Here is a 21,392-nt window from a genome sequence, read left to right on the forward strand (position 1 = left end):
GGTCCCACGACCTTGCACCGACGTGATTAGAGTGGCTCTCATGGCGTCGTGGAGTCCGCTGGAGTGGCCGGTCGTCCGGCAGGCGCGTTCGGGCGACCTGTTCGGTCGTGGCCCGGCCGCCACCTCGCCCACCACCCGATCACTGCAGCCCCGCACCGCGACCGCCGACCGCGTCGTCCAGAGCATCTGCCCGTACTGCGCCGTCGGTTGTGGCCAGAAGGTCTACGTCAAGGACGAACGCGTCGTCCAGATCGAGGGCGATCCCGACTCGCCGATCTCGCGGGGACGCTTGTGTCCCAAGGGATCTGCCAGCGAGCAACTGGTCAACTCACCCGACCGACAGACCAAGGTTCTGTACCGCGCGCCGCGCGCGAAGGACTGGTCCGAACTGGACCGCGACACCGCGATCGACATGATCGCCGAACGCTTCATCAATGCCCGCCGACGCGGCTGGCAGGACCACGACGACCAAGGCCGTCCACTGCGGCGAACGATGGGCATCGCCTCGCTCGGCGGAGCCACGTTGGACAACGAGGAGAACTACCTCATCAAGAAGTTGTTCACCGCGGCCGGCGCGATACAGATCGAGAACCAAGCTCGTATTTGACACTCCGCCACGGTTCCCGGTCTGGGAGCTTCGTTCGGGCGCGGCGGCGCCACCCAATCGCTGCAGGACATGGCCAACTCCGATTGCATCGTGCTGCAAGGCGGCAACATGGCCGAAGCACACCCGGTGGGGTTCCAGTGGGTTGCCGAGGCGAAGGCGCGAGGTGCGAGGGTCATCCATGTCGATCCGCGTTTCACGCGTACCGGTGCCGTCGCCGACAAGCACGTACCGATCCGTGCCGGCTCCGATGTCGCCCTGCTCGGTGGGCTGATCAACTATGTGCTCAGCAACGATCTGTGGTTCGAGGAGTACGTGGTCGCCTACACCAACGCCGCGACGCTGGTGAACGAGGAGTTCCGCGACACCGAGGACCTCGGCGGCCTGTTCTCCGGTTTCGACCCCGAAACCGGCAAGTACGACCCGAAGACCTGGGCCTACGAGCAGGGTGAGCCTGACTCCCAGGGAGCGGCGGGCAAGGAGCACGGCGCGCAGGCATCCGCTCGCGCGGCCGGTGATCAGCTCGGTTCCGGTGGCGCAAACACGGGCACGAGCCAGCCGCTTCGTGACGAAACACTCCAGCACCCGCGCACGATCTTCCAGATCCTCAAGCGGCACTACGCCCGCTACACCCCCGAGATGGTGCAGGACGTCTGTGGCATCACGGCCGCCGACTTCGAGTACCTCGCGAAGGCGATCACCGAGAACTCCGGTCGCGAGCGCACGACCTGCTTCGCGTACGCCACCGGCTGGACCCAGCACACGCTCGGCGCCCAGTTCATCCGTTGCGCATCGGTGCTGCAGTTGCTGCTGGGCAACATGGGTCGTCCGGGTGGCGGCATCATGGCGCTGCGCGGTCACGCGAGCATCCAGGGCTCGACCGACATCCCGACGTTGTTCAACCTGTTGCCGGGTTACCTGCCGATGCCGTTCGCGGGCAAGCAGGACACGTTGAACGACTACCTGACCAGCGTTCACAGCAAGTCGGAGAAGGGCTACTGGGCCAACGCCGACGAGTACCTCATCAGCCTGCTCAAAGCGTGGTGGGGCGATGCGGCGACGAAGGAGAACGACTTCGCCTACGACTATCTGCCCCGTCTCGACGGGCCGGCCGGCACCTACCAGACGGTGCAGAACATGCTCGCCGACCAGGTCGACGGCTACTTCATCCTCGGTCAGAACCCTGCGGTCGGCTCGGCCAACGGACGCATGCAGCGGTTCGGGATGGCCCACCTGAAGTGGCTGGTCGTGCGTGACCTGCAGATGATCGAGTCCGCAACCTGGTGGAAGGACGGCCCCGAGATCGCCTCGGGCGAAATGCGCACCGAGGACATCGAGACCGAGGTCTTCTTCATGCCGGCCGCGACCCACGTGGAGAAGGCGGGGTCGTTCACGCAGACCCAGCGCCTGCTGCAGTGGCGTCACCAGGCGGTGCAGCCACCGGGGCAGTCGCAGAGCGAGTTGGAGTTCTTCCACGAACTCGGTGTTCGTATCCGCGCCAGGCTCGCCGACTCGACCGACGAGCGCGACCGCCCGTTGCTCGACCTGACCTGGGACTACCCGAAGGACGCGCACGGCGAGACCGACTCCGAAGCGGTGCTCGCCGAGATCAACGGCCGCTACCTGACGGGCCCGAACGCCGGCAAGCCGATCAACGCCTACACCGAGCTGAAGAATGACGGCTCGACGATCTGCGGCTGCTGGATTTATGCGGGCGTGTACGCCGACGGCATCAACCACGCCGCCGATCGGGTGCCGCACGGCGGTCCCAAGCCCGCGCAGTCCGAGTGGGGCTGGGCCTGGCCGGCGAACCGCCGCATCCTGTACAACCGCGCGTCCGCCGACCCCGACGGCAAGCCGTGGAGCGAACGCAAGAAGTACCTGTGGTGGGACGCCGAGCAGGGCAAGTGGGTCGGCGACGACATCCCGGACTTCCCGGACGACCTCGCGCCGGGCACGCGTCCGGACGCGGGTATCGGTGGGCCACAAGGCCTTTCGGGCGATGACCCGTTCGTCATGCAGGCCGACGGCAAGGGATGGCTGTACGCACCCAACGGTCTGGTCGACGGCCCGATCCCGACGCACTACGAGCCGCCGGAGTCGCCTGTGACCAACGCGCTGTACCCGCAGCAGGACAGCCCGACGCGTCTGATCATCGCGCGCGACGACAACCTGCAGGCGCCGAGCGCCGGTGCGTCGCAGGTGTATCCGTACGTGTTCACGACCTACCGGTTGACCGAGCACCACACCGCGGGCGGCATGAGCCGTTTCCTGTCGTTCCTGTCCGAACTGCAGCCGGAGATGTTCTGCGAGGTCTCACCGCAACTTGCGCAGGAGGTCGGGCTGGAGGCCTACGGCTGGGCGACGATCATCTCCGCGCGCGCGGCGATCGAGGCGCGGGTGCTGGTCACCGACCGGATGACACCGCTGCAGGTCGGTGGTCGTACGGTCCACCAGATCGGGCTGCCCTACCACTGGGGCGTCGGCAACGAGGCGCTGGTCAGCGGTGACGCCGCCAACGACCTCATCGGTCTTGCGCTCGATCCGAACACCCAGATCCAGGGGTCCAAGGCGGGACTGTGCGACATCCGTCCCGGACGTCGGCCGACCGGAGCCGCAGTGATGGACCTGGTGCGTTCCTACCAGGCTCGCTCGGGCACCGACCTGGAGACCGAAAACCTGCGCACCACCGATCGGGTGCACGAGACCGTGAACCCGGATCCGCAGGAGAGCGACCAGGACGAAAGCGCTCAGGCGCAACACGATTCGCAGGGTTCGCAGAAGAGTTCGAACGAGAAGGAGGGCTGAGCTGATGGGACAGTTCTCCGGGCCGACCGATCCCACCGCCGACGCCCACTGGCACACGCACGAGGAGCGCAAAGGCTTCTTCACCGACACCTCGATCTGCATCGGCTGCAAGGCGTGCGAGGTGGCGTGCAAGGAGTGGAATCAGAACCCCGCCGACGGCGACTTCAAGCTGTTGGACTCCTCCTACGACAACACCGGCGAACTGAGTGCTGACACCTGGCGCCACGTCGCGTTCATCGAGCAGGGCAAGGCCGACATCGAGCAGGCCCGCGAGTCGGGTCGACAACTCGTGTCGTTGGGCATGCCGAAGGTCGGCGCACCCGTGGCACCCGAACCCGACCCCACACCTCCGGACACCCCTGAGTTCCGCTGGCTGATGGCGTCCGACGTCTGCAAGCACTGCACCCACGCCGGGTGTCTTGACGTCTGCCCGACGGGTGCTTTGTTCCGCACCGAGTTCGGCACGGTCGTCGTCCAGGACGATGTCTGCAACGGGTGCGGCACGTGTGTCGCCGGGTGTCCGTTCGGTGTCGTCGAACGGCGTAGTGACGGCACGGCCGCTCCGCGCACGCAGCGGGGCAAGCACGTCAAGAACAGCGGCGTCGCGCAGAAATGCACGCTCTGTTACGACCGGCTGCTCGACGACCAGACGCCGGCGTGTGCGAAGACCTGCCCGACCACGTCCATCAAGTTCGGCGATCACGACGACATGGTCGAGACCGCCCAGGAGCGCGTCGCGCAGTTGCACGCCGAGGGCCGCACCGAGGCACGTCTGTACGGTGCGAACGAGAACGACGGCGTCGGCGGCATCGGATCGGTGTTCCTGCTGCTGGACGAACCCGAGGTCTACGGGTTGCCCCCCGATCCGCGGGTGCCGACCGCTGACCTCAACTCGATGTACCGCCGTGCGACTGTGGCGGCTGTCGGCATGATCGCGGCAACGGCGGTCGCGTTCGCGAGGGGCCTATGAGCGACTTCGACAGTTACCGGCCGCCGGAGCCGCCCCGCAAGCGGCGCCGCGACAAGATCGGTGGCGCGGTCCGCATGCGTGCCCGTGGGTGGCGCGACGGCGGCGACGGTGCGCGCGAGATGCTGATGGTGCCCGATGTCGAGTTCACCTCGTACTACGGGCGACCCGTCGTGAAGCCGCCGCCCTGGGGCCACGAGGTGCCGGCCTACCTGTTCCTCGGTGGAGTCGCCGGTGGATCCGGTCTGATCGCCTTCGCCGCTCAGTTGACCGGTCGCGAACTGCTGCGCCGCAACGCACGTCTGGGTGGCTTGGCCGCGATCAGCCTCGGCGGCGCAGCGCTGGTGAAGGACCTCGGTCGTCCCGACCGGTTCTACAACATGCTGCGCACCTTCAAGGTGACCTCGCCGATGAGCATGGGCTCGTGGATCCTCACCGGTTACAGCGTCGGTGCCGGCGTGGCAGCAGTCGCCGAGATCGACCGCCTGACCGCCGACCGATTGCCGTTCGGGCCGCTGCGCCCGGCGCTGCGCTGGGTCGAACCGTTCTCCGGTTTCGAAGCGGCGTTGTTCTCACCGCCGCTTGCCTCGTACACCGCAGTTCTGTTGTCGGACACCGCGAATCCAACCTGGAACGACGCCCGCAAGTACCTTCCGTTCGTGTTCGTCAGTTCGGCGACTCTTGCTGCGTCGGGCTTGGCGATGATCACGACCCCGGCGTCCGAGACCGGTCCGGTGCGCATGTTGGCAGCGCTCGGAGTCGTCGGCGACGTGGTGAACATGAAGGTGTTGGAGCACTCGATGGACCCGACCGTCGTGGAGACGCTGCATCAGGGCAATCCGGGCAAGATGCTGCGGTGGGCCGAACGCCTCGCCGTCGCCGGCGGCGTCGGCGCCCTGATCGGTGGACGACTTCGTTCGATCGCGGTCGTCTCCGGAGCGGCGTTGTTGACCGCGTCGGCGCTGACCCGCTTCGGCGTGTTCGAGGCCGGCATCGAGTCTGCCAAGGACCCGAAGTACACCATCGAGCCGCAGAAGCGCCGCCTCGCCGCCCGTCGGGCCCAGGGCATCACCGACGACTCGATCACGACCGCCCGCTGACCTGACCGTTGCTTCGCCGGTACTCGCCACTGTTGCGTGCGGAACGCGAAACTTCGCGAAGTTTCGCACCTTGACTGCAACTGTTGCGCTCCCGGGACTCGCAACAGTTGCCTCACCTCGGGCGAGGGTCAGGTGGGGGTCAAGCGATGATCTCGATGCCCGCGCCGTCCACGGTGTGCCCGATCACCGGGTGGCCGGGCAACTCGCCGACGACCAACAACCCGCCGGACGTCTGCGCGTCCGCCAGGAACAGCAGGTCGTCCTCACTCACGCCCGAACCGACCGACAGATGCGGACGAACCCAGTCCAGGTTCCGTCGTGTTCCACCCGACACGAACCCGTCGCGCAACGCGTCCAGTGCACCATCGACCGCCGGCACTGCCGCGCGTTCGATCACGGCACCGACACCGGACCCGCGCATCATCTTGTGCAGATGTCCGAGCAACCCGAACCCCGTGACATCGGTGGCGGCTTCGAGACCGGCGTCCACCGCAGCAACCGACGCATCCCGGTTCAGCGTGGTCATCAACTCGATGGCCTGCGCGAAGACCTCGCCGGTGGCCTTGTGCCGGTTGTTCAACAGTCCTACGCCGATCGGCTTGGTCAAGGTGATCGGTAGGCCGGCGCGGGCAGCGTCGTTGCGTAGCAACCGTTTCGGGTCGGCGACGCCGGTGACCGCCATCCCGTACTTCGGTTCCGGATCGTCGACGCTGTGTCCGCCGAGCACCGGGCAGCCGGCTTCGTCCGCGACTGCCAGACCGCCGCGGAGCACCTCGGTCAGCAATTCCATCGGCAGCACGTCGCGTGGCCAACCGACCAGGTTGATGGCAACGACCGGTCGCCCACCCATGGCGTACACGTCCGACAGTGCGTTGGCGGCGGCGATGCGTCCCCAGTCGTACGCGTCGTTGACGACGGGGGTGAAGAAGTCGGCGGTCGAGAGCACCGCGAGGTCGTCGCGCACGCGGACAGCAGCTGCGTCGTCGCCGGCATCGATGCCGACCAGGATGTCATCGCCTCGCCGGCCGACCAGGTCGCGGACGGCGTCCTCGAGCTCGCCGGGCGGGATCTTGCAGGCACACCCGCCGCCATGGGTGTAGTCGGTGAGCCGGTAGTCGTTGCGGTCGATCGCCATGCCGTCACTGTACGGACACCAGGTGTCCGCAGAAGGAGTGACCTGACCCGCGAGTCATGCGGACTTTCGGTTAGGTTGTCCGCGGAGGCGTCAGGGTTCCTGGTGGGCCCCCCGGTCTTCAAAACCGGTGAGTCCGAGTATCTCGGGCTGGCGGGTTCGATTCCCGTCCGCCTCCGCCACACATTTCAGGGTTCGGGGAGGGCGAGTGAGCACGGACGATCCGAGGAGCCGTATCCCGCGCACCGACGCACTCCTCACCTCTCCTGCGGCGCAGGACGCACGGACGTGCCTGGCGGAGGGACGCATCCAACAAGTCGTCCAGGACGTCCTCGCGCGGGCTCGCCGAGGTGATATCGCACCGGAATCGGTCGAGCCCGAGTTGTCGGATCGCCTTACCGCAGAACGACCTTCGCGACTGACTCCGGTCATCAACGCGACCGGGGTCGTCGTCCACACCAATCTCGGCCGAGCCCCGTTGTCCCCGGCAGCCGCCGCTGCGGTGCAGCAGGCGAGCGGTTACGTCGATGTGGAGATGGATCTCGCTGCCGGCGTCCGGTCCAAGCGGGGCACCGCAGCCCGCGACGCACTGCTCGACGCGTGCCCGGTGGCTGAGGCCGCGCTCGTGGTGAACAACGCAGCAGCGGCGCTCGTCCTCGCCACCACGGCCCTCGCTGCCGGCAAGAAGGTCATCCTCAGTCGGGGTGAGTTCATCGAGATCGGAGCCGGGTTCCGGCTGCCCGACCTCATCGAGTCCACCGGTGCGCGTCTTTGTGAGGTCGGCACGACCAACCGCACCTCGGTGGCCGATTACGTCGATGCGATCAGCGAAGAGACCGGGTGCATCCTCAAGGTGCACCCGAGCAACTTCCGGGTCCACGGCTTCACCCGGTCGGCGGACGTGGCCGAACTGCGCTCTGCGGTGAGCGAACTCCCGATCGTCCACGACCTGGGCAGCGGCCTACTGGCGCCGGACCCGACCTTGCCCCACGAACCTGACGCGTCGACTGCTCTGACCGACGGGGCCGACCTCGTCATCGCCAGCGGCGACAAACTGCTCGGGGGGCCGCAGGCAGGCATCCTGCTGGGCAAAGCCGAGCTCGTCGAGCGGCTGGCGAAGCACCCGCTGGCCCGGGCCGTCCGGGTCGACAAACTCACCCTGGCCGCGCTGGAGGCGACCCTCGCCGGGCCGACGCCTCCGGTCAGCCAGTACTTGCACGCGGACGCCGCCCAGCTCAGGAAGCGTGCCGAGGCGATCGCTGGGCCGCTCGGCGTGCAGGTCGTGCCGCACGACGGACGTGTGGGTGGCGGGGGAGCACCCGGAGTTGCGTTGTCGGGGTGGGCGATTCATCTACCGGAGAAGGTCGCTGCACTGCTGCGCACCGGTGACCCGGCGATCCTGACGCGGGTACACGACGGAGCCTGCCTGCTCGATCTGCGATGCGTTCCCGAGCAGGACGACACCCGTGTGCTCGACGCACTTCGGGCCGCGCTCGGTTCCTGATGTACGTCGTCGCCACCGCTGGTCATGTCGACCACGGCAAGAGCGCGCTGGTGCGTGCATTGACCGGCACCGATCCCGACCGCTGGGCGGAGGAGAAGCGCCGCGGTCTCACCATCGACCTCGGATTCGCCTTCACCACAACGGCATCCGGCGCCAAGCTTGCGTTCGTCGATGTGCCCGGTCATCAACGATTCATCGCCAACATGCTCGCCGGCCTCGGTCCGGCGCCGGTGGTGATGTTCGTGGTGGCCGCCGACTCCGGTTGGCAGGCACAGTCCAGTGATCATCGGGACGTGATCGCGGCGCTCGGTATCGATCGCGGCCTGGTCGTCGTGACCAAATCCGACCTGGCCCCGGACTCGGTGCAGGACGTGATCGCCCAGGCCAGAACGGAGTTGGCGAGTACCGGGCTGGAGAACTGCGCCGCAGTGGCCGTCAGCGCGCGCACCGGCGACGGCCTCGACGAACTGCGATCAGCCCTCGCAACACTGATCCACGAACTTCCAGAACCGGATCCGACGTCGCGAGTCAGGTTCTGGGTCGATCGCTCGTTCACCGTGAAGGGCGCCGGCACCGTCGTCACCGGGACATTGCCCGCCGGGGCTGTCGCGCATGGCGACCACCTGGAGCTGCTCGGCAAGAAAACAGGGTCGATGTCGGTCCGCGGCATCGAGAGTTCGGGGGAGTCGCTGGAGCGCGTCGGGCCGGTCAGCCGTGTTGCGCTGAACCTGCGAGGGGTGTCCCACGACGACGTCGGTCGCGGCGACGCGCTCGTCACTCCGGGCGCGTGGCGCGCGATCGACACCATCGACGTCCGACGGGTCAGTGGTGACAGCCTGCGGGAAGCGCCGGAGCATCTGGTCGCGCACGTCGGGACCGCTGCGGTACCCGTCCACGTCCGGCCGCTGGGCGACGATCATGCTCGGCTCGTGCTGGAGCGTCCGCTTCCGCTCACCCTCGGCGACCGGATGGTGCTGCGTGATCCGGGGCGCCGCATCGTCGCGGGAGTACAGATCATCGATCCGGAGCCGATGCCGTTGCGGCGCAGAGGTGCTGCCACGCAGCTCGCCGAAGCGCTCGCCGAACGTCCGACCGATGGCGACTGCGCCACGGAGGTGAAGCGGCGCGCGACGGTGCGTCCGGAACACCTCGGACAGCTCGGCTTCGACGTGTCTGAACCACCGCCGGGCGTGCTGTCCGTCGACGTCTGGTGGGTGGACGCAGCGGCATGGGATCGATGGGCCGAGCGTTTACGGGGGGCCGTCGAGACTGACCGGCGCAGCGACCCACTCAGTGCCGGCCTCACCGTGGCGGCCGCGAAGGATCGTCTCGGTCTTCCCGACGTCGCCCTGCTCGGCCCGCTGGCGCAGAAGTCCGGTCTGACGGTGAGCGCCGGACGGATTTCCGCAGGCGACGCCGGTCTCGGAGCGCTCGAGCCGGCCGTCGCTGCCCTGGAGGCTCACCTGAAGGGCACGCCGTTCGAGGCGCCGACCGCGGAACAGCTCAACGAGTGGGGGCTCGGCGTCCGACAGCTCGCCGCAGCCGAACGGGCGGGCCGGATCATCCGGATCGCAGAGGGTGTCGTGCTGCTGCCCACCGCACCGGCGCTTGCCAGGGGGACCCTCGCGACGCTCGATCAACCCTTCACCGCCAGTCAGGCCCGACAGGTGCTCGGGTCCTCACGGCGCGTCGTGATTCCGCTGCTGGAACTCCTCGACGCCAAGGGTTGGACCTGCCGGGACGCCGACGGCGCACGGCACGTGGTCCGATGAACGATGTGACACCTTCGTGCACAATTGCAATTCGGTGTAATACGGGTCACACTGGACGGTATGTACGGCAACGACTTCGGTGACCCCGGCCAGGCCCTGAACGCAGCCGAGGGCCGCGGTCTGGACGACGTGCTCGACACCGCCACCCAGCGTGGTGACGGCGGTGATTTCGACGACCTGATCGACGCGGACCTTCGCATCGAGCCGCGTGACGCGATGCCGGAGGAGTACCGCCAGACGCTCATCCGCCAGATCGCCCAGCACGCCCACTCGGAGATCATCGGCATGCAGCCGGAGGGCAACTGGATCACCCGCGCTCCGTCGTTGCGGCGCAAGGCGATTCTCATTGCGAAGGTGCAGGACGAGGCTGGTCACGGTTTGTACCTGTACTCCGCAGCCGAGACACTCGGTGTCGATCGCAGCGAGCTGCTCGACAAGCTGCACTCGGGTCGGCAGAAGTACTCCTCGATCTTCAACTACCCGACGGTGTCCTGGGCCGACGTGGGTGCGATCGGCTGGCTGGTCGACGGCGCCGCGATCATGAACCAGGTGCCGCTGTGCCGCTGCTCCTACGGTCCGTACGCCCGCGCGATGATCCGCGTCTGCAAGGAGGAGTCCTTCCATCAGCGCCAGGGCTTCGAGTCGCTGTACACGATGTCGCAGGGCACCGAGCCTCAGAAGGCGATGGTGCAGGATGCTGCGAACCGCTGGTGGTGGCCGGCGCTGATGATGTTCGGGCCGCCTGACACCGGTGAGCATGCCAACGAGGGCCGCACCGCGCAGTCGATGGCCTGGGGCATCAAGCGCTTCGCCAACGACGAACTGCGTCAGAAATTCGTCGACATGACCGTGCCGCAGGCGCAGAAGCTCGGCATCGAACTGCCCGACCCCGACCTGAAGTGGAACGAGGAGCGCGGCCATTACGACTTCGGTCCGATCGACTGGGACGAGTTCTGGCGCGTGCTCAAGGGCGACGGACCATGCAACGAGCAGCGGATGAGCCACCGGGTTACCGCGCACGAAGAGGGTGCGTGGGTGCGTGAGGCCGCCACCGCGTACGCCGACAAGCAGCAGGCACGAACGCAGGGAGCAGTGGCATGACCGATGTCGACAAGCGCGAATGGCCGCTGTACGAGGTGTTCGTCCGCAGCAAGCGCGGCCTGTCACATGTGCACGCCGGTTCGTTGCACGCACCGGACGAGGAGATGGCGCTGCGCAACGCCCGTGACCTCTACACCCGTCGCCAGGAGGGCGTTTCCGTCTGGGTGGTGAAGGCCTGCGACATCAGCGCGTCCAGCCCGGACGAGCGCGACAGCTTCTTCGACCCGGCGGTCGACAAGGTCTACCGGCACCCGACGTTCTACGACGTTCCCAAGGATGTCGAGTACCTGTGATGGAAAAGGTTGCCGTGCAAACGGATTCGACGACCGCTGACTACCTGCTCGGCCTGGCGGATGATGCCTTGATCTACACCCAGCGTCTGGGGGAGTGGGTCTCGCGTGCTCCGCAGATCGAGGAGGACATGGCGCTCGGCAACATCGCGCTCGACCAGCTCGGCCAGGCGCGCGCGCTGCTCACCCGCGCCGGCCAGTTCGACGGCACCGGCCGCGACGAGGACGCTCTGGCCTACCTGCGGGACGAACGCGATTTCCGCAACGTCCACCTCGTCGAGCGCCCTCGCGGCGACTTCGGTTTCGAGATGGCACGGCTGCTCTGGTTCTCCGCCTACCAGTTCGAGTTGTACTCCGCACTCGCGAACAGCACGGACGAAGTCATTGCCGGCGTGGCTCGTAAGGCGATCAAGGAGGTCACCTACCACCGCGACCACGCCACCCAGTGGGTGCTGCGCCTCGGCGACGGCACGCAGGAGTCGCACGAGCGGATGCGGGCCGGTCTCGAAGCGGTAGCTCCGTATGTGGCCGAACTCTTCGACGACTCCGAGTCCGCCTCTGCCGCAGCAGAATCCGGCGTCGGCGTCCTGCCGTCGTCGCTGCGCGAAAAGACAACCGCGTACGTTCGCTCCGTGACCGACGAAGCGACCCTGGAGTACGTCGACTCGGCCCGTTTCGCCGCACGAGGCGGGCGCACCGGTGTGCACTCCGAGGCGATGGGCTACCTGCTGGCCGAGATGCAGCACATCCACCGCTCGCACCCGGACGCCACCACATGGTGATGACGATGTCTCGGATCGAGGAGGTCGAAGCGGCGATTCGCGCCGTACCCGACCCCGAGATCCCGGTGATCAGCCTGGACGACCTCGGAGTCATCCGCTCGTTCGAGACCGACATCGATGCGGGCGTCGTGCACGTCGTGATGACCCCGACCTACTCCGGTTGCCCGGCCATGGAGGCGATGTCGTCGTCCGTCGCATCGGTGATCGCCCGGAGCGGCTTCGAGCCGCAGGTCAAGATCGTGCTGGACCCGCCGTGGACCACCGACTGGATGTCGGAGTCCGGACGAAAGGCATTGCAACAGTTCGGTATCGCACCGCCTGGTCCGGCGGGCCGCCCGGCAGGGCCGGTCGGTCTGAGGATCGCGCGGCGCACCGTCTCATGTCCCGTGTGTGGCAGCGCGCACTCGCAGGTCGTATCCGAATTCGGTTCGACCGCGTGCAAGGCGTTGCGACGTTGTCTGGACTGCAAGGAACCGTTCGAGGAGTTCAAGCCGCTGTGACCGCACTCATCTCCACACCTACCCGCCGTCGTGCCCAGTTCCACGAACTCGAGGTCGTCGACGTCCAACGCCTGACCCCCAACGCCGTCGCGGTGACCTTCGGGGTGCCCGACGAGTTGGCGGACGACTTCACGTTCGCGCCCGGTCAGCACCTGACTCTGCGCCGCACCATCAACGGCGAGGACGCTCGTCGCTCCTACTCGATCTGCATGTCACGCCCGGAAGCGTTGCGTCGCAAGGTGATTCGTGTGGGATCGGCCGAGGTCGACGGGGGACTGATGTCCACCTGGTTGAACCGCGAGGTCAAGGTCGGCGATCGCATCGACGTCATGACCCCGCTGGGTTCGTTCACCTCTGCGCCGTCGGACACCGAGGCGCGGCACCACGTCGCGCTCGCGGCCGGCTCGGGGATCACCCCGATACTGTCACTGCTGACCTCGACGCTCGAGGAGGACGACGACTCCCGCGTGACGCTCGTCTACGGCAACCGCCGCACCGAGTCGATCATGTTCTTGGAGGAACTCGAGGACCTCAAGAACCAGTACCCCGGACGCGTCCACCTGATGCATGTGCTGTCGCGCGAGCCGCAGGATGTCGAGTGGCTCAACGGCCGCATCGATGCCGAGAAGCTCGAGTTGCTGTTCGGTACGGTGCTCCCGGTCGAGACCGTCGATGACTGGTACCTGTGCGGCCCGTTCCAGATGGTCGAGACCGCACGGAAGATGTTGTCCGACAAGGGTGTCAGTGACGACCACGTGCATCACGAGGTCTTCCACGTGGACGACGGCACCACCCCGCAGCAGCGGGTCGAGGTCGACAGGTCCGCACCGGCCGAAGCAGTCGTCACCGTCAACCTGGACGGTCGCACGACGAAGGTCGAGATGCCGTCCAAGGCCGAGACCATCCTGGACGCCACCCTTCGCGCCCGACCCGACGCGCCGTTCTCCTGCACCGGTGGAGTGTGTGGCACCTGCCGCGCGCGCGTCGTCTCGGGCGAGGTCACGATGGACCGCAACTACGCCCTCGAGCCCGACGAGGTGGCTGCCGGCATCATCCTCGCCTGCCAGTCCCACCCCGTCACCGACGAAGTGACCCTCGACTACGACGCCTGACCTAGACACGCTGGTCGAGTAGTGAGGCAGCGCTAGCGACCGAGCGCGATCGAGACCTGGCGACGGTCAACGAGGACTCAGCCGGAACTGGTTGAGCCTCAGCGGTGCCGCGCGGCCCTAGCCTCGCTCGTCCTGCTTCAACGCTGTGTCGATGGTCAGCGCCGCAGCAATGCACAGCGATTTCAACGGCTCGGGCAGGTCGTAGTGGATGTTCACGGCGTAGTTGTCGGCCGTGGTGAACATCGTGGTCAACAGCCCCTCCCAGGTCTTGGTGACCCGGGCGACCTCGGTGCCATGAGCATCCAGCATCGCGAAGTCCCAGGCCCGCCAGTTCTGGGCGTTCAACGAACCGATCTCCTGGCCGTTCGCCTCGATGCCGAACTTGATCTTGCCGAACATGTTGCGCTGCACCAGGCGTCCGATCTCACGACCCTGCGGGTCCTGCACGATCACCGACGACTTCATGACCTTCGCCGGGCGGGTCAGCTGCAGCAGCACCTGTCCCTGGTTGTCGCGAACCTCGAGCTTGTGGGTGAGGAACTGGTCGTAGTTGGTCATCAGCCGGATAGCCTTGCGCATGCCGCTCTGGCCGACCTGCACGACGGCTCCGAGCGTCGAACCGTCGGCCGCGTAGACCGTGTACTCGTTGGTGATCTCGATGACCTTGCGCTTCTGGCTGACAACGAGAGTCTTCTCGGTGAATACGTTACGACCCGCTTCGGCCGGACGATGACCGGCAGGACCGCTCATCTGCCCGCCGAACGACTGGTCGCCGTACCCCTGGGCGATGCTGTCGTTGAACCGGTTGACCGCACCGACGACCCCCTGTTGGCCGGGCTGCTGGACGTAACCCGGCTGCTGGCTCGCACCGGCGGCGTACGGGTCGTGGGGTGCGTTGCCCGGAGCTTGCGCCGGCGGCGGAGTGCCCCAATTCTGGCCAGGCGCAGCCTGATCCGGGGTCTGGGCGTACGGGTCCTGCGCGTTGGGGGCAGCCTGCGCGTACGGGTCGCGGGGTTGTGCCTGGGCGTAAGGGTCGTGAGCCTGCTGGCCGCCCCCCGATGCCGCGTAGGGGTCCGCCGCCGGCGAGGCGCTCGAGTCGTTGCGGTGGCCCGGTAGACGGACCGAACCGGGTGCGGGCGACTCCCCGAAAGCGGGTTGCGACGACTGAGCCGCGGACGACGCATCCGGGTTCGGTTTGGTGAAGTCGGTCCACTCGTTCCCGTCCCAGAAACGCAGTTTGCGCGGGTCCTTGGGGTCCGGCCGCCAGCCCTTGTCAGTCATTGCGTCATCGTCGCACGAGCACCTACGTGCACGGGTGGGTCACACGAAGATCGGGGGAGCATCCGGTGAACCGAACGCCGCCTTCACCAGCCGCCGGTGCAACGGGATGAACGGCAGCCGGGACGCCTCGTCCACATCGACCCACGCGACCTCGGTCACCTCCTCGGACAGCCCCGGCGTACCCGACACCAGCCGAGCCCGGAAGCACACTCCATAGATCTGCGTATGGGCTGACGCGTCACGGGAACGGATCACGATGTCGGGATCGGTGTACACGCCGATCAGCGACTCGACCTCGACCTGGATTCCGGTTTCCTCGTAGGCCTCGCGGATCGCGGCCTCGGCGAACGTCTCGCCCGGATCGATGCCTCCACCGGGAAGACACCACAACGAGTTGTCCTCGCGGCGGGTGACCAGCAGTCGACCGTCCTGCATGACGGCGACCGAGGCGCCGATCTTCGCGCGGGCACCGCGACCGACGCGATCACCGAGCACCAGCGTGGCGCGCGGAACGGCGCGTTCGTAGGTCACCCAGGCGAACCCGTCCTGCGGATCGCGTGATGTTTCGCGCCACTGCTCGGATGTGAGCGTGGGGAAGTAGGTGTCGCCGTCGACCTCGACGTCGATCTCGGTCAGCAGGATGCGATCGGTGAACGGCAGGGCCTGCTCGTAGATCTGAGCTCCGCCGACGATGAACACGTCGTCGTCGCCGACCATCGCGAGCGCGTGGTCGAGGCTGGACGCGGTCTCCACGCCCTCGCCCGACCAGCCGGCCTGTCGGGTGACCACGATCGAACGGCGGCCGGGCAGGACGCCCATCGCGTCGAAGGTCTTGCGCCCCATGATCATCGGGTGACCCATGGTGGTGCGTTTGAAGTACTTCAGGTCATCGGGAAGGTGCCATGGCATGTCGCCGTCGCGGCCGATCACTCCATTGCGCGACCTCGCCGCGATCATGCTGATCGTCATACCGCGATCGGCGCCTTGATGCTCGGGTCGGCGACGTAACCCTCGAGCGAGATGTCGTCCAACTCGAACGCGTCGATCTCTCGGATCTGCGAATTCAACCGCAGGATGGGCAGTTGCTTCGGCCTGCGCGTCAGCTGCTCGCGGGCCTGATCGAGATGGTTCACATATAGGTGGGCATCGCCCAACGTGTGCACGAAGTCGCCGACCCCGAGCCCGGTCACCTGGGCGACCATGTGGGTCAGCAAGGCGTACGAGGCGATGTTGAACGGGACGCCGAGGAAGACGTCCGCCGACCGCTGATACAGCTGACACGACAGCTTGCGTTCGCCGGACTCCTCGGCGGGGGAGACGTAGAACTGGAACATCGTGTGACACGGCGGTAGGGCCATGTCGTCGACCTCGGCGACATTCCACGCGGAGACGATGTGGCGACGAGAGTCGGGGTTGGTGCGGATCGACTCGATCACCTTCGCCAATTGATCGACGTGCTGCCCGGACGGCGTCGGCCAGGACCGCCACTGGTGCCCGTAGACCGGTCCGAGGTCGCCGTTCTCGTCGGCCCACTCGTCCCAGATCGTGATGCGACGCTCCTGCAGCCACTTCACATTGGTGTCGCCGCGCAGGAACCACAACAACTCACCGAAGATCGAGCGCAGGTGCAGCTTCTTGGTGGTGAGCACCGGGAAGCCCTCGTTGAGGTCGAACCGCATCTGGTGACCGAAGACCGAAAGGGTGCCGGTGCCGGTGCGGTCGTCCTTGCGGGCGCCCTCGCGCATGATTCGGTCGAGCAGATCGAGGTATTGCTGCATGACTCGGACGCTATCAGCGGCCTCGGACAGCAACCGACCGCGAGTTGCGCGGGTGTGACCCAGATCACAATAGGCGTCTGTAACGGATTGCGGCCGGTGTCGATGTACCCGGTGATCGCGTTGCCACCCGGACCCCCGAGCGGGTGGCAACGCGATCGCCATTTCCGCCACCGATAGCCTGGGATCCATGACGAGCAACCCCTTCGGACGCATGATCACCGCGATGGTGACCCCGATGAACGACGACGGGTCCATCGACTACGACGGAGTGCAGGCGCTCGCGAAACACCTGGTCGACAACGGCCACGACGGACTGCTGGTCAACGGCACCACCGGTGAGTCGGCGACGACCACGGACGAGGAGAACGTCGCCACCGTCAAGGCCGTCGTCGAAGCGGTCGGTGACCGCGCTCGTATCACCGCCGGCGTCGGCACCAACGACACCGCACACTCCGTCGCAGCAGCAGAGGCCATCGCCGCCGTGGGCGCGCACGCCGTGCTGATCGTCACCCCGTACTACAACAAGCCGACGCAACCCGGCATCATCGAGCACTTCCGAACCGTCTGTGCCGCAACGGGATTGCCCGCCATGGCCTACGACATTCCTGGCCGCACCAGCATGGCGCTCGCGAGCGACACCATCCGTCGTCTGGCGGAGATTCCGGAAATGCGGGCTGTCAAGGACGCGAAGGGCGACCTTTTCGAGGCGTCCAAGCTGATGGCCGAGACCGATCTGCTCTGGTTCTCCGGCGACGACGTGCTCAACCTGGCCTGGTTGGCGATGGGTGCGTCCGGAGTGGTGAGCGTGGTCGGTCACGTGGCGGGCAAGCAGTTCGCGAGAATGATCGCCGCCGTCGGCACGGGCGACCTGGAGACCGCGCGCAGCATCCATACCCAGCTGATCCCGGCGATCGAGGCCCTGATGAACACCAGTCAGGGCGCGATCATGGCCAAGGGTGCGATGAAGGAACTCGGCATCATCGGCAGCGACCACGTGCGCCTGCCGTTGCTGCCCATCACCGACGAACACCGCGACGTGCTGCGTAACGGTCTGACCCAGGCAGGACTTCTGTGAGCCACCCGCACCCCGAACTCGGCGCGCCGCCGCCGCTGCCCAAGAACGGCGTCCGCGTCGTCGCCCTCGGCGGTCTCGGCGAGGTCGGCCGCAACATGACCGTCCTGGAATTCGAAGGACGCCTGCTCGTCGTCGACTGCGGCGTGCTGTTCCCGGACGACCACCCGGGCGTCGACCTGATCCTTCCGGACTTCGACTACCTTCGGAACCGGCTGGACGACATCGAGGCCATCGTGCTCACCCACGGGCACGAGGACCACATCGGAGCCGTCCCGTACCTGCTGCGTCTGAAGCCGGACATCCCGCTGATCGGCTCGACGCTGACGCTTGCGCTCATCGAGGCCAAGCTCAAGGAACACCGCATCACGCCTTACACGATGGCGGTCAAGGAAGGCGGACGGGAGAAGCTCGGTCCGTTCGACTGCGAGTTCGTGGCCGTGAACCACTCGATCCCGGACGCCCTCGCTGTGTTCGTCCGGACGCCCGGCGGCACCCTGCTGATCACCGGCGACTTCAAGATGGACCAGTTGCCGCTCGACGGCCGCATCACCGACCTGCGCGCTTTCGCGCGGCTCGGTGAGGAGGGCGTCGACCTGTTCCTCACCGACTCGACCAACGCCGAGGTGCCGGGCTTCACCACGCCCGAGAAGGACATCACCCCGGCGATCGAGCGGGTCTTCGCAAAGGCCGAGCGGCGCATCATCGTCGCGTGCTTCGCCTCTCACGTGCACCGCGTGCAGCAGATTCTGAACGCCGCCGAGGCGCACGGCCGCAAGGTCGCGATGGTCGGCCGGTCGATGGTGCGCAACATGGGCATCGCCGCCGACCTGGGCTACTTGAAGATCCCGGACGGCATCCTGGTCGACGCGAAGAAGCTCGGTGACCTGCGCGACGACCAGGTGGTGCTCATCTGCACCGGGTCGCAGGGCGAGCCGATGGCGGCGTTGTCGCGGATGGCGAACCGCGACCACCAGATCGACGTCGGTCACGGCGACACCGTCCTGATGGCGAGCTCGCTGATCCCCGGCAACGAGAACGCGATCTACCGGGTGATCAACGGACTGATGCGACTCGGTGCGAACGTGGTGCACAAGGGCAACGCGCTCGTGCACGTCTCCGGTCACGCGAGTGCCGGTGAACTCCTCTACTGCTACAACATCGTCAAGCCCAAGAACGTCATGCCGATCCACGGCGAATGGCGCCACCTGGTGGCCAACGGTGACCTCGCGGTCGCGACCGGCGTGCCCGAGCGCAACGTGCTGCTGGCCGAGGACGGCGTAGTCGTCGACCTCGTCGACGGTCAGGCCTCGATCACCGGTGTCGTGCCGTGTGGATACGTGTACGTCGACGGTTCACTCGTCGGCGCCACCGACGAGACCATGCTGAAGGACCGTCGCATCCTGCGCGACGAGGGCTTCGTCACGATCATCGTCGTGCGCGACTCCTCGACCGGCCAGATCGTCGCCGGCCCCGACATCCGGACGCGTGGCTTCGCCGAGGACACCGACGTCTTCGACAAGGTGGTACCCAAGATCGAGGACGCGCTCGAAGAGGCCCGCCGCAAGGGTGTCAACGACTCCCACCAGCTGCAGCAGGTCATCCGTCGTGCGGTCGGGGGCTTCGTCGGTGGCAAACTGCGCCGCCGGCCGATGATCATCCCGATCGTCATCGACGCCTGACCTGTCCCGCTGGTTGAGCCGTTCGTGAGCCTGCGAGCGACGCGCCGGAACCACCGGGACGAACGGGGCTAGCGAGTCGATGTCACCAGGGCAGCGGCTCGCTCAGATCACGCGGGTCCTGTGGCGCGCTCCATCCCACACCTTCGGTGTGCACGTAATCCATCGCAGGACCGTGCGCGAGGAGCTTGCGAACACCGTTGATCAGGCGGTCGATGTGGTGCGGCTGCGTGGCAAGACCGATGGATGCACGGACGGCGCAGCCGCCGATGACCTGGTCGCAGAGGCGATGAGCGCAGAACTTGCCGTCCCGCACGGCGATGCCGTATTCGTCCGAGAGCACTTGTGAGACCAATGAGCAGTCGTAGCCGTCGACGGTGAACGTCACCACCCCGACGTTAGGACGATCGGAACCCAGTACCGAAACCAGGCGGACGCCATGGATGGACTCCAGGCCGTCACGCAACCGCGTATGGAGGACCTGCTCGTGAGCGGTGATGGCTTCGTGATGCTTGGCCAAGGTCGCGCACGCGGCGGCCAGCGCGATCGCGCCGACTGCGTTCGGGGTGCCGCCCTCGTGGCGGGCGGGGCCGACATTCCATTCGACGGTCCGAGCGGTGACGGTGCGGGTCGCTCCGCCGGCGGGTAGGTACGGCTGGGCGTCGTCCAACCAGTTCGAGCGACCCACCAGTGCGCCGGCGCCGTACGGCGCGTATGCCTTGTGGCCGGAGAGCGCGACCCAGTCGACGCCGAGTTCATCGATGTCGACGCGGTGGTGCGGCGCGAGCTGGGCAGCATCCAGAACGGTGCGCGCACCGAATTCCGCTGCGATGGAGGCTAGTTCGGCGATCGGCCAGATCTCACCGGTGACATTGCAGGCACCGGTGATGACGACGAGCTTGTGGTCGGCCGTGCTGGTCGCGAGTGCACCGGTGAGCAGGTCGAGGGCGTTCTGGGCGCTTGCCGGGATCGGCAGCCGGTGGACGTTGCGTCCCGTCCACGCGAACTGAGCGGCATGGTGGGCCGAGTCCCAGGTGAAGACCTGTGTGCGGCGGGGGAGTGCGTGGGCCAGCAGGCGTAGTGCATCGGTGGTGTTGCGGGTGAAAACGACATGGTCGTGCTCGCGGGCACCGACGAACCTGCCCACCTCGATTCGGGCCTGCTCGAACCACTGAGTCGTCTGTCGGCTGGTGTGGCCGGCACCGCGGTGCACCGACCCGGACACGCGCTGTACGGCGGCGACGGCCGTCTCCACCGAGCGCAGGGCCGGTGCGGTCGCGCCGTGGTCGAAGTTCGCGAAGTCGACGACGGTTCGGTGCACGGTCGGAACCCCGAGTTCGTAATGAGCGGTGAGCGGGATTCCCTGTAGCTGTTCTACCGGCAGCGGCCGGACATTCGCGGGTACGAGGTGAAGCCGGCGGGACTCAACCGCTGGCGGTGCGCAGGTGAGGGTCTTGGTTGCGACGGACATCGGTGCTCCTTCGGTCGTTGGACCGACGAACAGCGGCACCGACCCGAACGGGCGGCGCGGCGGGTACATCGATCCGCGCTTGCCGTAACCCGGTCGGGCTACGGCCCGGTCGTCACCTGGAGCACCCCACCGCGGTGGAGGGTTGCCGCTCAGCAAGCCAGGGCTTGTCGCTGAGTCTCATGACCTGTTCTGGACTATGCCACACGGGGCGGCGTGTGAGCAACCCTCGTCCGAACGTCGCACCGTGTACTGGAACATGCGTACTTCATGGATCCACTGTCGCAACGGTTGACATATTTCGTCCCAGTACAGGCTCAGGTAGGAAGAGCCGACTTGGGCCGCTCCTGAGGAGATCGAACTCGTTGTGTGCCGAGGGTGAGGGGTTTCGAGGAAGGTCGGGAAGACAACAAAATCCACGTTACGCGTGTGCTGCGTGAGA

General features: G+C 66.9%; 17 protein-coding genes, 1 tRNA gene and 1 riboswitch. Of the genes, 13 read left to right on the top strand and 5 right to left on the bottom strand.

Annotated features, from left to right (window positions below):
• Window positions 1-40 precede the first annotated feature (40 nt).
• From fdh to nrfD, 3 genes are read left to right on the top strand one after another with little or no spacing between them, the layout of a single operon-like run.
• Window positions 41-3,412 carry a formate dehydrogenase gene (gene fdh / locus EU513_RS05745; protein WP_240795933.1) on the top strand — a complete coding sequence of 1,124 codons (3,372 nt, stop codon included), beginning with the start codon at window positions 41-43 and terminating at the stop codon, window positions 3,410-3,412.
• 4 nt (window positions 3,413-3,416) lie between these two features.
• The gene (locus EU513_RS05750) at window positions 3,417-4,382 is read left to right on the top strand and encodes a 4Fe-4S dicluster domain-containing protein (protein WP_205744678.1); all 966 of its coding nucleotides are present in this window, start codon (window positions 3,417-3,419) and stop codon (window positions 4,380-4,382) included.
• Window positions 4,379-5,479 (top strand): NrfD/PsrC family molybdoenzyme membrane anchor subunit, encoded by a 1,101-nt coding sequence (gene nrfD, locus EU513_RS05755; protein ID WP_129624932.1) that lies wholly within the window; start codon window positions 4,379-4,381, stop codon window positions 5,477-5,479. Before EU513_RS05750 ends, nrfD begins: the two co-directional genes overlap by 4 nt.
• Before the next feature lie 139 nt (window positions 5,480-5,618).
• Here nrfD and selD read toward each other — a convergent pair whose 3' ends face one another.
• Entirely contained in the window at window positions 5,619-6,614 is a 996-nt protein-coding gene (selD, locus tag EU513_RS05760; RefSeq protein ID WP_129624933.1) for a selenide, water dikinase SelD, read from the bottom strand.
• Window positions 6,615-6,697: 83 nt separating this feature from the next.
• On the opposite strand from selD, the gene EU513_RS05765 reads away from it, so the two are divergent.
• From EU513_RS05765 to paaE, 8 genes are all read left to right on the top strand, one after another.
• Window positions 6,698-6,793: transfer RNA gene (locus EU513_RS05765), tRNA-Sec, on the top strand.
• 26 nt (window positions 6,794-6,819) lie between these two features.
• Window positions 6,820-8,115, top strand: coding sequence for an L-seryl-tRNA(Sec) selenium transferase (selA, locus tag EU513_RS05770; protein WP_129624934.1), 1,296 nt, complete (start codon window positions 6,820-6,822; stop codon window positions 8,113-8,115).
• Complete coding sequence (gene selB / locus EU513_RS05775; protein WP_129624935.1) at window positions 8,115-9,887, top strand: selenocysteine-specific translation elongation factor; 1,773 nt, start codon at window positions 8,115-8,117, stop codon at window positions 9,885-9,887. The genes selA and selB overlap by 1 nt, the downstream gene beginning before the upstream one ends.
• A gap of 60 nt (window positions 9,888-9,947) precedes the next feature.
• A complete protein-coding gene (gene paaA, locus EU513_RS05780) occupies window positions 9,948-10,988 on the top strand; it encodes a 1,2-phenylacetyl-CoA epoxidase subunit PaaA (protein WP_129624936.1) in 1,041 nt (346 codons plus the stop codon).
• A complete protein-coding gene (gene paaB / locus EU513_RS05785) occupies window positions 10,985-11,281 on the top strand; it encodes a 1,2-phenylacetyl-CoA epoxidase subunit PaaB (RefSeq protein WP_129624937.1) in 297 nt (98 codons plus the stop codon). Before paaA ends, paaB begins: the two co-directional genes overlap by 4 nt.
• Window positions 11,281-12,060, top strand: a complete 780-nt coding sequence (gene paaC / locus EU513_RS05790; RefSeq protein WP_129624938.1) for a 1,2-phenylacetyl-CoA epoxidase subunit PaaC — start codon at window positions 11,281-11,283, stop codon at window positions 12,058-12,060. Before paaB ends, paaC begins: the two co-directional genes overlap by 1 nt.
• A gap of 5 nt (window positions 12,061-12,065) precedes the next feature.
• Window positions 12,066-12,560: a 1,2-phenylacetyl-CoA epoxidase subunit PaaD gene (gene paaD / locus EU513_RS05795; protein WP_370447342.1), complete on the top strand. Its 495-nt coding sequence runs from the start codon at window positions 12,066-12,068 to the stop codon at window positions 12,558-12,560.
• Complete coding sequence (gene paaE, locus EU513_RS05800; RefSeq protein WP_129624940.1) at window positions 12,557-13,672, top strand: 1,2-phenylacetyl-CoA epoxidase subunit PaaE; 1,116 nt, start codon at window positions 12,557-12,559, stop codon at window positions 13,670-13,672. The genes paaD and paaE overlap by 4 nt, the downstream gene beginning before the upstream one ends.
• Window positions 13,673-13,789: 117 nt before the next feature.
• On the opposite strand, the gene EU513_RS05805 is transcribed toward paaE, so the two are convergent.
• From EU513_RS05805 to EU513_RS05815, 3 genes are read right to left on the bottom strand one after another with little or no spacing between them, the layout of a single operon-like run.
• On the bottom strand, window positions 13,790-14,953 hold the full coding sequence (locus EU513_RS05805) for a phospholipid scramblase-related protein (protein ID WP_129624941.1): 1,164 nt from the start codon (window positions 14,951-14,953) through the stop codon (window positions 13,790-13,792).
• A gap of 39 nt (window positions 14,954-14,992) precedes the next feature.
• Window positions 14,993-15,922, bottom strand: a complete 930-nt coding sequence (locus EU513_RS05810) for a dihydrofolate reductase (protein WP_129624942.1) — start codon at window positions 15,920-15,922, stop codon at window positions 14,993-14,995.
• The gene (locus EU513_RS05815) at window positions 15,919-16,731 is read right to left on the bottom strand and encodes a thymidylate synthase (protein WP_129624943.1); all 813 of its coding nucleotides are present in this window, start codon (window positions 16,729-16,731) and stop codon (window positions 15,919-15,921) included. The genes EU513_RS05810 and EU513_RS05815 overlap by 4 nt, the downstream gene beginning before the upstream one ends.
• Window positions 16,732-16,918: 187 nt before the next feature.
• Here EU513_RS05815 and dapA point away from each other — a divergent pair, with 187 nt between their 5' ends.
• Together dapA and EU513_RS05825 are read left to right on the top strand one after the other, a co-directional pair.
• The gene (gene dapA / locus EU513_RS05820) at window positions 16,919-17,806 is read left to right on the top strand and encodes a 4-hydroxy-tetrahydrodipicolinate synthase (protein WP_129624944.1); all 888 of its coding nucleotides are present in this window, start codon (window positions 16,919-16,921) and stop codon (window positions 17,804-17,806) included.
• A complete protein-coding gene (locus EU513_RS05825; RefSeq protein ID WP_129624945.1) occupies window positions 17,803-19,485 on the top strand; it encodes a ribonuclease J in 1,683 nt (560 codons plus the stop codon). Before dapA ends, EU513_RS05825 begins: the two co-directional genes overlap by 4 nt.
• An 82-nt stretch (window positions 19,486-19,567) precedes the next feature.
• Here EU513_RS05825 and EU513_RS05830 read toward each other — a convergent pair whose 3' ends face one another.
• Entirely contained in the window at window positions 19,568-20,953 is a 1,386-nt protein-coding gene (locus tag EU513_RS05830) for an aminotransferase class V-fold PLP-dependent enzyme (protein WP_240795934.1), read from the bottom strand.
• A gap of 70 nt (window positions 20,954-21,023) precedes the next feature.
• Window positions 21,024-21,138: riboswitch (SAM riboswitch) on the bottom strand.
• Window positions 21,139-21,392 lie beyond the last annotated feature (254 nt).

The sequence above is a fragment of the Yimella sp. RIT 621 genome (genome assembly GCF_004146205.1).
Classification (GTDB): Bacteria; Actinomycetota; Actinomycetes; order Actinomycetales; family Dermatophilaceae; genus Yimella; species Yimella lutea.